Origin of the sequence: Dyella tabacisoli, from assembly GCF_003350925.1 — a bacterium.
In the GTDB taxonomy this organism is placed as follows: Bacteria; Pseudomonadota; Gammaproteobacteria; order Xanthomonadales; family Rhodanobacteraceae; genus Dyella_C; species Dyella_C tabacisoli.
In genome coordinates this window covers 177138-192283 of sequence record NZ_KZ857181.1, presented here as the reverse complement: position 1 = coordinate 192283, position 15146 = coordinate 177138, and the positions used below count along the sequence as shown (strand labels likewise).

1 protein-coding gene (only partly in view) is annotated in these 15146 nt (G+C 63.7%); it reads right to left on the bottom strand.

The window, feature by feature from the left end; genetic code table 11:
- Window positions 1-15146: the 5' portion of a non-ribosomal peptide synthase/polyketide synthase gene (locus tag DVJ77_RS17575; RefSeq protein ID WP_162791553.1), read on the bottom strand. Its footprint begins 12658 nt before the window's first position; the window shows 15146 of its 27804 coding nt (coding positions 1-15146); the start codon lies at window positions 15144-15146; its stop codon lies beyond the left edge, outside the window.

Genomic DNA, 15146 nt, shown 5'->3' with positions numbered 1-15146 from the left:
ACCATGCCGACCTGGAACAATGCGTGATAGGCGGTCGAGCGCGTCGGTTTGAGCAGCTCCACCAATCGCTCGAACGGAGCGTCTTGATGGGTATAGGCGGCCAACGCTGTTTCGCGTACCTGCTGCAGCAATTGCTCGAAGCTGGGATTGCCCGAGGTATCGGTGCGCATGACCAGGGTGTTGACGAAAAAGCCGATCAGATCGTCCAGCGCCTGATCGGTACGTCCGGCGATGCCGCTGCCGATCGCGATATCGGTGCCAGCCCCGAGCCGGGTCAGCAGGGCGGCCAGGCCGGCCTGCAGGACCATGAACAAACTGGCCTGATGGCGATGCGCAAGTTGCAGCAGGCGCGCATGCAGGGCCGCATCGATATGCAGCGGCGATTGCCGGCCACGGTAACTTGCGACGGCCGGGCGCGGACGATCGGTAGGCAACTCGATGCATTCCGGCAGTCCGCTCAGCGCCTGTTCCCAGTAAGCAAATTGGGTGCTTATCAGGCTGTCTGGAGCTTCCTCGCTGCCCAGTAATTCGTGCTGCCACAGCGTGTAATCGGCGTACTGCACCGGCAGTGCCGCCCAACGTGGCGCGTGGCCTTCGAGCCGCGCTGTATAGGCGTGACCGACATCGCGCGCCAACGGCGCCAGCGAGCCGCCATCGCCGGCGATATGGTGCAGCAGCAATAACAGCACGTGTTGCTGCTCGCCGAGCTTGAATAGATGGGCGCGCAAGGGAATCTCTTGCGCGAGATCGAAACCGTAATCGGCCGCCTCGGCCAAGGCGGACGGCAGGCTATGCGCGTCGATCGACTCGATCGTCAGTTGCAGTTCGGCTTGGTCGATATCGAGAATATGCTGTGCCGGCACGCCGTCGATCTGCACGAAAACGGTACGCAGGCTTTCGTGCCGTGCGATCACATCTTGCAATGCCCGCTGCAGCGCTTGCGCGTCCAGCTTGCCGGACAGACGTAATGGCAGCGGGATGTTGTAAGTCGCGCTACGGCCTTCGAACTGATTGATAAACCATAGCCGACGTTGCGCATAGGAAAGCGGCAATACCAACGGCCGGGGCTGCTGGCGCAGCGCCGCGCGCGCGGCATGACGGACCATGCGCGGTGACAGCTCGGCAACGGTAGGACTCTCGAACAAGCTGCGAATCGCGACTTCGATGCCCAGGCTTGCGCGGATACGGCTAACCAGTCGCGTGGCCAGCAACGAATGGCCGCCTAGTTCAAAAAAGTTATCGTCGATACCGACATGCGGCAGATCCAGCACTTCGGCAAATAACGCGCACAGCAACGTCTCTTGCGCATTACGCGGTTCGCGCACGCTGCTCGAAGCAAACGCCGGTGCGGGCAGCGCCTTGCGGTCGAGCTTGCCATTGGGCGTCAGCGGCAACGCGGCCATGGTCACGAAAGCGGCCGGGATCATATAGTCGGGCAACTGCTCGCCCAGCGACCGACGCAGCTCAGTCAGGTCGAGTTCGATGTTGGACTCGGCGCCGGCGAGATAAGCCACCAGTTGCTTGCGGCCCGGCTGATCTTCGCGCAGCAACACCGCGTTACCTGGGTAACCCAATCGCGCCAGGGTGGCCTCGATCTCGCCGAGTTCGATGCGGAACCCGCGCAGCTTGACCTGTTGGTCGACGCGACCGAGATAGTCCAGTCGGCCATCGGCACGCCAGCGTGCCAGGTCGCCGGTGCGGTACATCCGCAGGCCGGGCTCGAACGGATTGGCGACGAAACGCTCGGCACTGAGACCGGCGCGGCCGTGATAGCCGCGTGCCAGACCCAGCCCGGCAATGTATAGCTCACCGGGCACACCTGCCGGCACCAACTGCAGGCGTTCGTCTAGGACATAGACGCGGGTATTGTCCAGCGGTTTGCCGATGGTGACTGCGCCGTCGCGTTCAACCCGGTCGAGCAACGACCAGATGGTGGTTTCGGTGGGGCCGTACATGTTCCACAACTGGTCGGTCATGCCGGCCATATGGACGGCCAAGTCTTGCGGCATCGCCTCGCCGCCGCAGAGCAGCCGCAACGACGGGTCGGCACGCCAGCCGTGGGCTTTTAGCATCTGCCAGGTCGCCGGGGTGGCCTGGATCAGGCTCGGCGCACACTGTTCAATGCAGGCGGCCAGGCGTTCGGCGTCGCTGGCGACCTCGCGCGTAGCCAGGTGCACGCAGGCGCCTTGCGACAAGGGCAGGTACAGCTCCAGGCCGGCAATGTCGAAGGAGATCGGGGTCAGCGCGAGTACCCTGTCATCGGCGCTCAGGCCCGGACGCAGCGCCATCGCTTGCAAGAAGTTCGCTAACGCGCGGTGCTCCACCGTCACGCCCTTGGGCTTGCCGGTCGAACCGGAGGTGTAGATCACATAGGCCGCATGCCCGGCCAGCATGGACACACGCCGATCCCGGTCGAGCGGATCGTGGCCCGGCGCCTTGGCCAGGCTCTCGCGCAGCACCGCTGAATCGAGGGCCAGGGTGTGGCTGTGGTGCGGCAGTGCATCGGCCAATGCCACGGTAGTCAGCAGCGCCACCGGGCGCGCGTCGTCGAGCATGTAGGCAAGGCGCTCGGCGGGGTAGTCAGGATCGAGCGGCACATAGGCAGCGCCCGCCTTGAGTACGGCAAGCAAGGCGATCACCAGCTCGGCTGAACGCGGCAACGCGATCGCTACCCGGTCTTCCGCGCCGATACCCTGCGCTATCAAGGTATGGGCCAGACGATTGGCCGCTTGATTGAGTTGGGCGTAACTCAGTTGGCCGTGCTGGTGCACCAAGGCTGGCGCGGTCGGGGTTGCGGCGGCCTGTTGTTGGAAGCGCAACGGCAACGGCGCGGCGACGCTTGCGCGTGAGGTGGCATTCCAGTCGTGCAGCAACTGCCGGCGCTCGGCGGGCTCAAGTAACGGCAGCTCGGCAATCGACTGCTGCGAATCCACGGCAATCGCTTCAAGCACCTGCGTGAAGCGACGAGCCAGTGTCTCGACGGTGACGACGTCGAACAGATCGCTGGCGTATTCCAGGCTTCCGTCTAAACCCGCCGGCTGTCCATCGGCATGTCGGCGTTCGACGAAATCGAAGCTGAGATCGAATTTCGCGTTGGGCAACTCCAGGCGCTGTTCGCGGCACTCAATGCCGGGTAGGCGAATGGTCGGCGCGCTATGGCTTTGCAGAGCCAGCAACACCTGAAACAACGGGTGATGGGACAACGAACGGACCGGATTGAGCGCATCGACCAATTGCTCGAAGGGCAGATCCTGATGCTCGTAAGCCGCCAGATCGGTTTCACGCACCCGTGCCAGTAGCGTCTCGAAACTGGGGTTGCCCGAGGTGTCGGTACGCAGCACCAGCGTGTTGAGGAACAGACCAACCAAGCCGTCCAGTGCGGTATCGCTGCGCCCGGCGACCGGGCTGCCGAGCACGATGTCGTTGCCGGCGCCGAGACGGGTCAACATGGCCGCCAACGCAGCATGCAACAGCATAAACAAGCTACTGCCTTGCGCACCGGCCAACTGCAACAGGCGCTGGTGCAGCTCGGGGGCCATCGATAGTGCGACCCTGCCGCCACGATAACTGGCGACGGCCGGCCGCGGCCGATCCATCGGCAGCGCGAGTTGCTGCGGCACATCGGCGAGGGTGTGCTTCCAGTAATCGAGCTGACGGGCGCTGCGGCTATCGGGATCGTCGATGTCGCCCAGTAGCTGCTGTTGCCACAAGGTGTAGTCGGCGTACTGCACCGGCAGCGCGGGCGCATTCGGCGCATGACCGTTCAGGCGAGCGGTATACGCCTGGGCCAGGTCTTCCAGCAATGGGGTCAGCGAAACACCATCGGCGGCGATGTGGTGCAGTAACAGCAGCAGCACTTGGTCCTGCGGACCGAGCTGGAACACGGTGGCTCGCAGCGGCAGCTCGCGGGTCAGATCGAAAGCGTAATCGCTGGCGCGATGCAGATCCTCTACCAAGGTCGCTGTGCCGCTCGTTTGCAGCGCCAGCTCAAGCGTCACCTCTTCAATCGCCAACACTTGCTGCATCGGCTGCTCGCGGTCGGGGAAGACCGTACGCAGACTTTCATGCCGAGCAAGCAAGTCGATCAGCGCCGCTTGCAGCGCGGCGACATTGAGTTCGCCTTCCAGCCGCAGTGCCAGCGGGATGTTGTAGGTCGCACTCGGCCCTTCAAACTGATGCAGGAACCATAGCCGCCGCTGTGCATACGACAACGGCAATGGCTCTGGCCGTGGTTGTGCCAGCAAGGGTGGACGCTGCGTCTGACGCGGGTCCAGCCGCAGCGCCAAGGCCGCCACCGTGGGCGCCTCGAACAGCGTGCGAATCGGTAGCTCCAGTTGCAGTTGAGCGCGAATTTTTCCGATCAGCCGGATCGCCAGCAGCGAGTGGCCGCCCAAGGCGAAGAAACTGTCGTCGATACCCACTCGCGCCAATCCCAACACCTGTGCGAACCACTGGCACAGCAGCGCCTCGCGTGCATTGCGCGGGCCACGCAGGGCGAGCGGCGCAAAATCCGGCGCGGGCAGCGCCTTGCGGTCCAGCTTGCCGTTAAGACTGAGCGGCAAGGCGTCCAGCGTCACGAAGGCCGCCGGGATCATGTAGTCGGGCAGTTGCGTGCTCAGCGCGATTTGCAGCGCCGCGCGGTCGATGATCGAGGCGTCGCTGACCAGATAAGCGACCAACTGTGTTTGACCCTGGCGATCCGCGCGAGCGATCACCGCGTTGCGTGGATAGCCGGCACGCGTCAGTGCCGCCTCGATCTCGCCCAACTCGATGCGTAGGCCACGCAACTTCACCTGATGATCCACTCGGCCCAGGTATTCGAGCTGACCATCGGCCCGCCAGCGCGCCAAGTCGCCGCTGCGGTACATGCGTTGACCCGGTTCAAACGGATTGGCGACGAAACGCTCGGCGGTCAGGCCAGGGCGATGCAGATAGCCACGAGCCAGCCCGGTGCCGGCGAGATACAACTCGCCCGGCAAGCCTGCCGGAAGCGGGCGTAATGCGGCATCCAGCACATAGAGGCGGGTGTTCCAGATCGGCGCGCCGATCGGTACCTGCGGACCGTCTTCGTTATCGCGGCAAGCCCAGGCAGTGACGTCGATGGACGCCTCGGTGGGGCCGTAGAGATTATGCAGCGGTCGATCCAGCACCTCGCGCACGCGCTGGCGCAACGCGCCGGGCAGGGCTTCGCCGCTGCAAAGCATCCGCCGCAAGCCGGTGCAGTCGGCGCTGGTGGGCTCCTGCAGAAACGCTTCCAGCATGGAAGGGACGAAGTGGAGCGTGGTTACCGCTTGTTCGCGAATCAACGCGGCCAGATAGGCTGGTTCGCGATGCCCTTCGGGCTTGGCCAGCAACAACTGCGCGCCTTCGAGCAGCGGCCAGAAGAACTCCCATACCGAGACGTCGAAGCTGGACGGGGTTTTCTGCAAGACCACGTCGTCGTGCTGCAAGCCGTAGGCGTGCTGCATCCAGGCCAGGCGATTGACCAGGCCTTTGTGGGTATTGGGTACGCCCTTGGGTCGGCCGGTAGAGCCGGAGGTGTAGATGACGTAGGCCGGATGTAGACGCTGCAGCGGACGCAGGCGTTCGGTATCGCTGGGGTTGTGGGTCGGTGCGTGTTGCAAGCGCGCGATGGTGTCGGGGTGGTCGAGTGACAACAACGGTGCGGTGTGCGGCAGGCGGGTCGCGATATCGGCACGGGTGAGTACGCAGGCCGGCCGCGCATCATCGAGCATGAAGGCGATGCGCTCGGCGGGGTAATCGGTATCCAGTGGCAGATAAGCACCGCCGGCCTTGAGTACGGCGAGCAAGGCGACGATCAGGTCGAGCGAGCGCGGCAAGGCGACGGCGACCAGGGTCTCGGGGCCGACGCCCTGGTCGATCAAGGCATGGGCCAAGCGGTTGGCTTGCGCGTTGAGCTGGGTGTAGCTGAGGCGCTGATTTTCGAGAGCTTGATCCTCGAAGACGGCGGCGATAGCGTCGGGTGTGCGCGCGACTTGTTGCTCGAACAGGGTCGGTAGCGTGAGTAGGGGGATCGGTTGCGCGGTGTTGTTCCAGTCGAGCAGCTCTTGGCGTTCGATGGGGCTGAGCAGATCCAACTGGCCCGCACACTGCGCCAGATCGCCGGCGAAGGCTTCAAGCGTGCGTGCATAGCGCTCAGTGATGCGCTGCACCTCGGCTACCGTGAAAACGTCCGGCCGGTAGCTGAAGCGCAGATGCAGGCGCTCACCCGGCGCCAGCATCAAGCTCAATGGGTAATGGGACAAATCGCCGCCATGGCCATCGAGCATCTCGATGCGCAGTTCGCTAGCGGCATCGAGATGGCGACGATCGTCGGCGTCGAACGGATAGTTCTCGAACACCAGCAAGGTGTCGAACAGTTGACTGTGTCCCGTCGTTTGCAGGATCTCGGTCAAGCCCAGATGTTGCGCGTGCAGCAGTTGCGACTGACGATCCTGCAACTGCGCCAGCAACTGCTCCAAGGGCAGCGTTGGTTCAAGCGGCAGACGCAGCGGCACGGTATTGATAAACAGGCCGACCATGCGTTCGGCCCCCGGCAGCTCCGGCGGGCGGCCGGACACCGTGATACCGAAGCTCACATCGTTGCGGCCGGTTGCCTGGGCGAGCAGTAACGCCCAGGCACCTTGCAGCAAGGTATTGAGAGTCAGCCCATGGCGACGCGCCTGCGCATTCAATGCCGCCGTCAACTCGGCGGAAAAATCATGGCGATAGATACACGGCATCACCGGCTTCGCCGGCACCTGCGGCGCCAGCAGGGTCGGTTCGTCGAGGCCAGCCAGCGCATCCCGCCAAGCCGCCTGTGCCGCGCCGCGATCCTGCGCGGCAACCCAGGCCAGGTAATCGCGATAAGGGGTGACGTAGGGCAGCGCGCCGCGATCGCCGCGGGCGCGATACAGCGTGAACAGCTCCTGCAACAGGATCGGCATCGACCAGCCATCCAGCAGGATGTGGTGATAGGTCAGTACCAGTTGGTGCTGCTGCGGCGATAGCCGGATCAAGCTGAAACGTATTAACTGGGCCTGGCTCGGATCGAGCCGGCGCTGCAGGTCCTCTTGCAAAAAGCATTGCAGCTCAAGCGCGCGTTCGGTCTCGGGCAGGGCGGCGATATCCAGCTTATGCCAGCTCAACTGCGGTTCGCGCGGAACCAACTGCAACGGCGGCAATTCGCCTTGCTGTACAAAGGCAGCGCCAAGGTGCGGATGGCGCTGCAACAAGCTGCGTGCCGCTGCTTCCAAGGCCACGGTATCCAGCCGGCCGTGTAGAGCGAACACCATCTGGGTCAGGTAAGCGTCGGGCGCCTCGCTATCGTAGAGCGCATGGAACAGCAGGCCTTCCTGCAAGGGCGACAAGGGCAGGATATCGGCCAATGCCTGCGGCGTTTCCAGTCGCTCGATCGTGTCCTGGTCGAGTACCAGCAAGGGCAGGTCAGAAGGTGTCAGACCGCCGGAGTCCGGTTGCGCCGCGTGCGCGACCAGTGCTTCGAGTCGTTCGAACCACCGCTGCGTCAACGCCTCGATATCGCCGGCCTCGAACAATTCTCCGGCATAGGACCAGGCGGCGATCAACTGCGGTCCATCGATACGGTCGTAGACGATGCTGTTGAGCGTGATCGCATGGCTTAGCGGACGGCGCGGATCATCGCCGCCGCCGAACTCACCCTGGTCGCCGTCCGCGGCAACGGTAAATCGGCCCAGATAATTAAAGGCCAACTGCGCCGAAGCTGCTTGGGCCAGTATTTCATCGCACGCTATATGGCGCAGCAGGCCGTAGCCCAGACCCTGATCGGGAATGGCGCGCAGTTGTTCTTTGACCCGCTTGAGTGCGCGGCCCAGGGCCGGACCCGTGTGTGTTGCCTGAGTAAAGTCGATAGCATCCAGATGCAGCGCGACCGGAAACAGACTGGTGAACCAGCCCACCGTGCGCGACAACTCGATACCGTCGAAGAGGTCTTCGCGGCCGTGGCCTTCCAGATCGAGCCGTACGCTTGGTGCAGTGACGCCGCGCTGCTCGCGCCATGCGCAGACGGCCAGGGCAAAAGCGGTAAGCAGCACATCGTTGATACGCGCGTGGAAGGCAGCGGGAACCACGCTGAGCAGATCGGCCGTCAACTTGCTCGGCAGACTTACCTGGATGTGCCGTTGCGTAGCGATGGTGTCGCGGGCTGGGTCGAGCGCACGTGGGCCAAGCAAGGGATCGGGTATGGCAACGACTTCGCGCCAATAAGCCAGTTCGGTGTGCCGTTGCGCGGAGACGGCGTCTTCGGCCAGTCGCCATGCCCAACGCCGGAACGAGCTGCCGACCGGTTCCAGCTGGATCGGCCGTTGGGCAAGCGCGGCCTGCCATGCAGCTTGTAAGTCAGGCAGCAGAATGCGCCAGGAGACGCCGTCCACCGCCAAGTGATGAATCGCCAACAAGAGCTGGCCAGGCCGTTCGGCGCCATGGTCCTCCCAGACCGCCTGCAGCAAACGGCCGGCGCCGGGATCGAGCCGTTCGACGGCGGCATCCACCGCCGTGGTCCAATGCGCGTGCCGTGCGGATTCCTCGATGGCACTCGCATCAAGACGGGTCAGGCACTGCGCGGCAGTGATCGAACCGGTCGGCGGAATGTCCAGCGACGACTGCGCCGGAGCAACCGTGAGGCGCATGCGCAGCACGTCATGGTGGTCCAGCAAGGCTTGCAGTGCCGCGAGCATCGCGTTTTCGTCGAGACCGGCCGGCACGCTCAGGCGTTGCGATTGATACAGCCGTTTATACGGCCCGCCATGATCGATGAAGTGCCGCATGATCGGGGTTGCCGGCAGTTCGCCGATCGCGATGTCATCGGCTTTCGGCGCGGTCTGCTCAAGCCAGCCGGCTGCGGCGGCCAAGGCTTCTACGCGCGGATACTGGAAAATCTGCCGTGGCGAGATCGCCAGCCCCTGTTTGCGCGCGCGACTGACCAGTTGGGTCGAGCGAATGCTGTCGCCGCCGAGGTCGAAAAAGCTGTCGTCCAAACCCACCTGCGGCAAACCGAGTACTTCCATGTATAGCGCAGTAAGCAATTGCTCCTGCGGCGTACGCGGGGCGCGGTAGGCGGTGCCGACGAACTCGGGCGCCGGCAGTGCCCGGCGGTCAAGCTTGCCGTTGGCGGTCAGCGGGATGGCGGCCATCGCGATCAGCGCGGCGGGCACCATATAGTCGGGCAGGCGTTGGGCCAGAGCTGCCCTCAGCGCGGTGGTGTCGGCAGCGTCGCTCACCACGTAAGCGACCAACTGCTTATGACCGGGCTGGTCTTCGCGCACCATCGCACGGGCCTGCTCCACACCGGGCAAGGCAAGCAGTGCCGCCTCGATTTCGCCCAACTCGATCCGAAAACCGCGGATCTTTACTTGCTCGTCGGCGCGGCCAAGGAAATCCAGCACGCCATCCGCACGCCAGCAGGCCAAGTCGCCGGAGCGATACATGCGCTGGCCCGGCGTAAATGGATTGGCGACGAAACGCTCGGCGGTCAGACCGGCCCGGCCGAAATAACCGCGCGCCAAACCGATGCCCGCCAGGTAAAGCTCGCCGGGCACGCCGGCCGGCAATGGCCGCAAGGCGTCGTCAAGCACGTATAGCTGGGTATTCCAAATCGGTGCGCCGATCGGCACCGTCGGCCCTTGCTCGTCGTCGCGGCAGGTCCATGCGGTGACGTCGATGGCCGCCTCGGTGGGGCCATAGAGATTGTGCAGCGGTCGACCCAGCACATCGCGTACGCGCTGGCGTAACGTGCCTGGAAGCGCCTCGCCGCTGCAGATGATGTGGCGCAGGCCGGTGCAATCGGCACTGGCCGGCTCTTGCAGAAATGCCTCCAACATGGAGGGGACGAAATGGAGGGTGGTAACTCCATAGTGCTGGATCAGCTCGGCCAGGTAGGCCGGATCGCGATGCCCCTCGGGCCGCGCCAGCAACAGTTGCGCACCTTCGATCAGCGGCCAGAAAAATTCCCACACCGAAACGTCGAAGCTGGATGGGGTTTTCTGCAGCACCACGTCGTCCGATTGCAGTGGGTACGCGTGCTGCATCCAGGCCAGGCGATTGACAATGCCTTGGTGGGTGTTGGGTACGCCTTTGGGTCGACCGGTAGAGCCGGAGGTGTAGATCACATAAGCCGGATGCAGGTCATGCAGATGGCTGTGGCGCTCGGCATCGGTCGGGTTATGCGTGGACGCCCGCGCTAATCGTGCAACGGTGTCGGGGTGATCGAGATGCAATACAGGGGCGGCGGCGGGCAGCGTGGCAGCGATGTCGGCACGCGTGAGTACGCGGGTGGGCCGGGCATCGCCGAGCATGTAGGCGAGGCGCTCGGCGGGATAGTCCGTGTCCAGCGGCAGGTAGGCAGCGCCGCTCTTGAGCACGGCGAGCAAGGCCACGATCAGGTCGAGCGAACGCGGCAAGGCGACCGCGACAAGATGCTCGGGGCCGGCACCGTCTTCGATCAATAAACGAGCGAGTTGATTGGCGCGTGCATTGAGTTGGGTGTAGCTGAGACTGTCATCTTCGAAGCGCGCCGCGATGGCCTCCGGGCTACGGGCGACTTGTTGCTCGAACCGCTGCGGCAAGGTCTGCGCGTAGAGGCTGTGGTCGGTGGCATTCCAGCGAAGCAGCTCCCGATACTCCTGCTCTTCGAGCAGATCGATCCGTCCAATCGGCTGCATCGGATCGGCCGCGACGGCGTCAAGCACGCGCACAAAGCGTCGCGCCATCGCCTGGGCGCTGATGTCGTCGAATAAATCGGTGGCATATTCAAGGCGTGCCTGCAGGCCTGCCGGCGCACCGTCCGCAGCGACACGCTCGGCCAGGTCCAGACTCAAGTCGAATTTCGCGATGGGCAGTTCGAAGCGTTGTTCGCTGCTGTGCAGGCCGGGTAGCTGCAATGGTGCATGGGCGGTGTTTTGCAATACCAGCATCACCTGGAACAACGGGTGATGGGATAGCGAGCGCACCGGATTGAGCGCATCGACCAATTGCTCGAACGGCAGATCTTGATGTTCGTAAGCGGCCAGATCGGTCTCGCGTACACGCGCCAGCAAGGCCTCGAAACTGGGGTTGCCCGAGGTGTCGGTACGCAGCACCAGTGTGTTGAGAAACAGGCCGACCAGATCGTCCAGCGCCGCATCGGTGCGGCCGGCAATCGGACTGCCGATCGGGATATCCGTACCCGCGCCCAGACGAGTCAGCAAGGTGGCCAAGGCCGCCTGTAGCAGCATGAACAGGGTCACGCCGTGGTGCTGGGCCAGGGTCAGCAGTTGCCGATGCAGCGTGGCGTCGATCTCGAAAAGTACATGCTGGCCGCGATAACTGGCGACGGGCGGGCGAGGGCGGTCGGCGGGGAGTGCGATCTGCTCGGGCAGCTCGGCCAGGGTCTGTCGCCAATAGGCGATCTGGCGCGCAATCAAACTATCCGAATCCGCTGCGTCGCCCAGCAAGCCGTGCTGCCACAGCGTGTAGTCGGCGTACTGCACCGGCAGCGGTGTCCAGTGCGGCGCGTATCCATCGAGGCGGGCCGCATAGGCTTGCGCCAGATCGCGGGCCAGCGGCGCCAGCGAGGCGCCATCGCCCGCGATGTGATGCAGCATCAGCAACAGCACATGGCATTGCGGCCCGAGTCGGAACAACTGCACGCGCAGCAGAATGTCCTGGGTCAGATCGAAAGCATAGGCAGTCGCTGCGGCCAGCGCGTGCGGCAAAGCATCCTCGGTGATATCGACCGGCGTCAGGGCCAACTCAACCTGATCGAGTACGCACTGATAGGGCGTATCGGTAGGGGGGAAGATCGTGCGCAGGCTCTCGTGGCGCTCCAGCAGATCGCCGAGCGCAGACTGCAGGGCATCGATATCCAGCACGCCATCCAGACGCAATGCCGTCGGAATATTGTAGGTCGGGCTAGGACCTTCAAGCTGATGCAGAAACCATAAGCGGCGCTGGGCGAACGACAGCGGCAGTTGCGCCGGCCGCGGCATGGGCTGCAATGGCGGGCGGGTGGCCTGGGTCGGGTCGAGTCGCAGCGCCAGGGCGGCGACGGTGCGCGCCTCGAACAGTGTGCGAATCGATAGCTCCAGCTTGAGCTTGGCGCGGATCTGACCGATCAGGCGAATAGCCAGCAGCGAGTGACCGCCGAGGTCGAAGAAGCTGTCATCGACGCCGACGCGGTCCAGCCCCAGTACCTCGGCGAACAACTTGCAAAGAATTTCTTCTTGCGCGTTGCGTGGCGCACGCGTGCTGACGGGGACAAAATCGGGCGCGGGCAGCGCCTTGCGATCCAGCTTGCCGTTCGGGCTGAGCGGGAGGGCATCGAGCCTGACGAAGGCGGCCGGGACCATGTAGTCGGGCAATCGGGTGCTCAGTTGCGCGCGCAACGCAGCGACATCGATGTGCGCGGCGACCACGTAGGCGACCACTTGCTTTTGATCGGAACCCGTCGCGCGTGCGACCACCGTATTCAATGGGTAGCCGGCCTGGGTCAGCGCCGCTTCGATTTCACCCAGCTCGATACGGAAGCCGCGGATCTTCACCTGATGATCGATGCGGCCTTGATACTCCAGTTGACCATCAGCCCGCCAACAGGCCAGATCGCCGGTGCGATACATACGCTGGCCCGGTGTAAATGGGTTGGCGACAAAGCGTTCGGCGGTCAGGCCGGGGCGGTTGAGATAGCCACGGGCCAGACCGGTGCCGGCGATATACAACTCGCCCACCACGCCGATCGGCAAGGGCCGCAAGTGCTCGTCGAGCACATGCAACTGGGTATTCCAGATCGGCGCGCCGATCGGCACCGAGACGCCAGTGTCGTTGTCCTGGCAGGCCCAGGCGCTGACATCGATGGACGCCTCGGTGGGTCCGTAGAGATTGTGCAGCGGTCGATCCAGCACCTCGCGCACGCGCTGGCGCAACGCGCCGGGCAGGGCTTCGCCGCTGCAAAGTATCCGCCGCAAGCCGGTGCAGTCGGCGCTGGTGGGCTCCTGCAGAAACGCTTCCAGCATCGAAGGGACAAAGTGGAGCGTGGTCACCCCTTGTTCGCGAATCAACGCGGCGAGATAGGCCGGGTCGCGATGCCCCTCGGGCTTGGCCAGCAGCAACTGCGCGCCTTCGAGCAGCGGCCAGAAGAACTCCCATACCGAGACATCGAAGCTGGACGGGGTTTTCTGCAAGACCACGTCGTCGTGCTGCAAGCCGTAGGCGTGCTGCATCCAGGCCAGGCGATTGACCAGGCCTTCGTGGGTATTGGGTACGCCCTTGGGTCGGCCGGTGGAGCCGGAGGTGTAGATGACGTAGGCCGGATGTAGACGCTGCAGCGGGCGCAGGCGTTCGGTATCGGCGGGGTTGTGGGTCGGTGCGTGTTGCAGGCGCTCGATCGTGTTGGTGTCGTCAAGTGACAACAACGGTGCGGTGTGCGGCAAGCGGGTCGCGATATCGGCACGGGTAAGTACGCAGGCCGGCCGCGCATCATCGAGCATGAAGGCGAGGCGCTCGGCGGGGTAATCGGTATCCAGCGGCAGATAAGCACCACCGGCCTTGAGTACCGCAAGCAAGGCGACGATCAGGTCGAGCGAGCGCGGCAAGGCGACGGCGACCAGGGTCTCGGGGCCGACGCCCTGGTCGATCAAGGCATGGGCCAGGCGGTTGGCTTGCGCGTTGAGCTGGGTGTAGCTGAGGCACTGATTTTCGAGAGCTTGATCCTCGAAGACGGCTGCGATAGCGTCGGGCGTGCGCGCGACCTGTTGCTCGAACAGGGCCGGTAGCGTGAGTGCGGGGATCGGTTGCGCGGTGTTGTTCCAGGCGAGTAGCTGCTGATGTTCGGCATCGTCCAGCAGATCGATAGCGCCGATCGGTTGGGTGGGGGCGGCGATCAATCGCTCGATAAATGGCAGCAAGCGCTGCATATGTACGGTTAAGTCGGTTTCGCTATATAGCTGCGAGTTGCCGTCGAGATGCAGTGTCCAGCCGCTCTTGCCGGGCAGCCCTTGCACGGTGATAGCCAGATCGTTGACCAGGCCGTTGGACAGCGATTGCAAGATGCCGAGATGGCCGTCTAGACGATATTCCAAGTCGAACGGAAGGATGTTGATGCGTGGGCCGAAGGTGCCGGTCGCTCCCGTCGATGGCCGCATCTGATGAATATCTTTACCGCGAAAACTCTGGTGCTTGATGCTGCGGAGAATTTCGCGACCGGCCTGCTGCGCCAGCTCGGCCAGCGTGTGGTTGGATCTGAGGGGTAATTGCATGGGCAGTACATTTGCCAGCATGCCGGGAATGCTGCGAAGGGCCTTGGGGCGCGCGGTCACCGGAAAATCAAAAGATGTCACTTGCCCATTGGTTATCCGGTTTAGATAGGCAGCCACGGCAGCGATCATAAGTTGCGGCCACTTGCTGCCGTACTTCTCGGCGGTCAGCAGCTTGCCTGCCAGAGCCGGGGAGAGTGGTGCGGAGCAGCGGGTGAACGCACTGGTATCGCTGGGTGGGCGGCCGCTGACGCCGGATGCGTCGGGCAGCTCGCGCAGGTAATCGCGCCAGTAGCTTTGGTCGCTGCCATAGCGGGCCGAGTCGCGATACTTGCGATCGTCTTCCAGCAGGCTATCGATGGATCCAAACGCGGAACTCGGCACTGCAGTGCCGCGCATCAACGCCGAATAGATCTCCGCGACACGGTCGACGGCAAGCGGAATGCTGGCGCCATCCATCACGATGTGGTGATAGCGCTGATACCAGCGGTAGTGATCTTTGCCGAGCTTGAAAAGAATGTGATTGAACAGCGGCCCGGCGACGAGATCGTAAACCTTGCCGGCATCGGACAGCATGGCACGGTGAGCTGCGCCGAACGGGTCTGCTTGTGCCGAAACGTCGACCATGGCTAGCGATGGTGCGGGGGCATCCGACAGGTACTGGCGGGGGCCGTCAACGGTGTCGACAAAGCGTAGCTGCAGCGTTTGCGCATCTGCTGCGAAGCGTAGCAGCGCCTGCTCGAATACCCCGGTATCGAGTGGCGCTTGAATGTCGAGGTAGACACGGTTGTCGTATAGAGGGTTGCTCGGTTCCAACTGCTGAGCAAACCACATCTCTAGTTGAGGCGAAGTAAGAAATAGCAATGATTTTCTTATGTCGTTCAT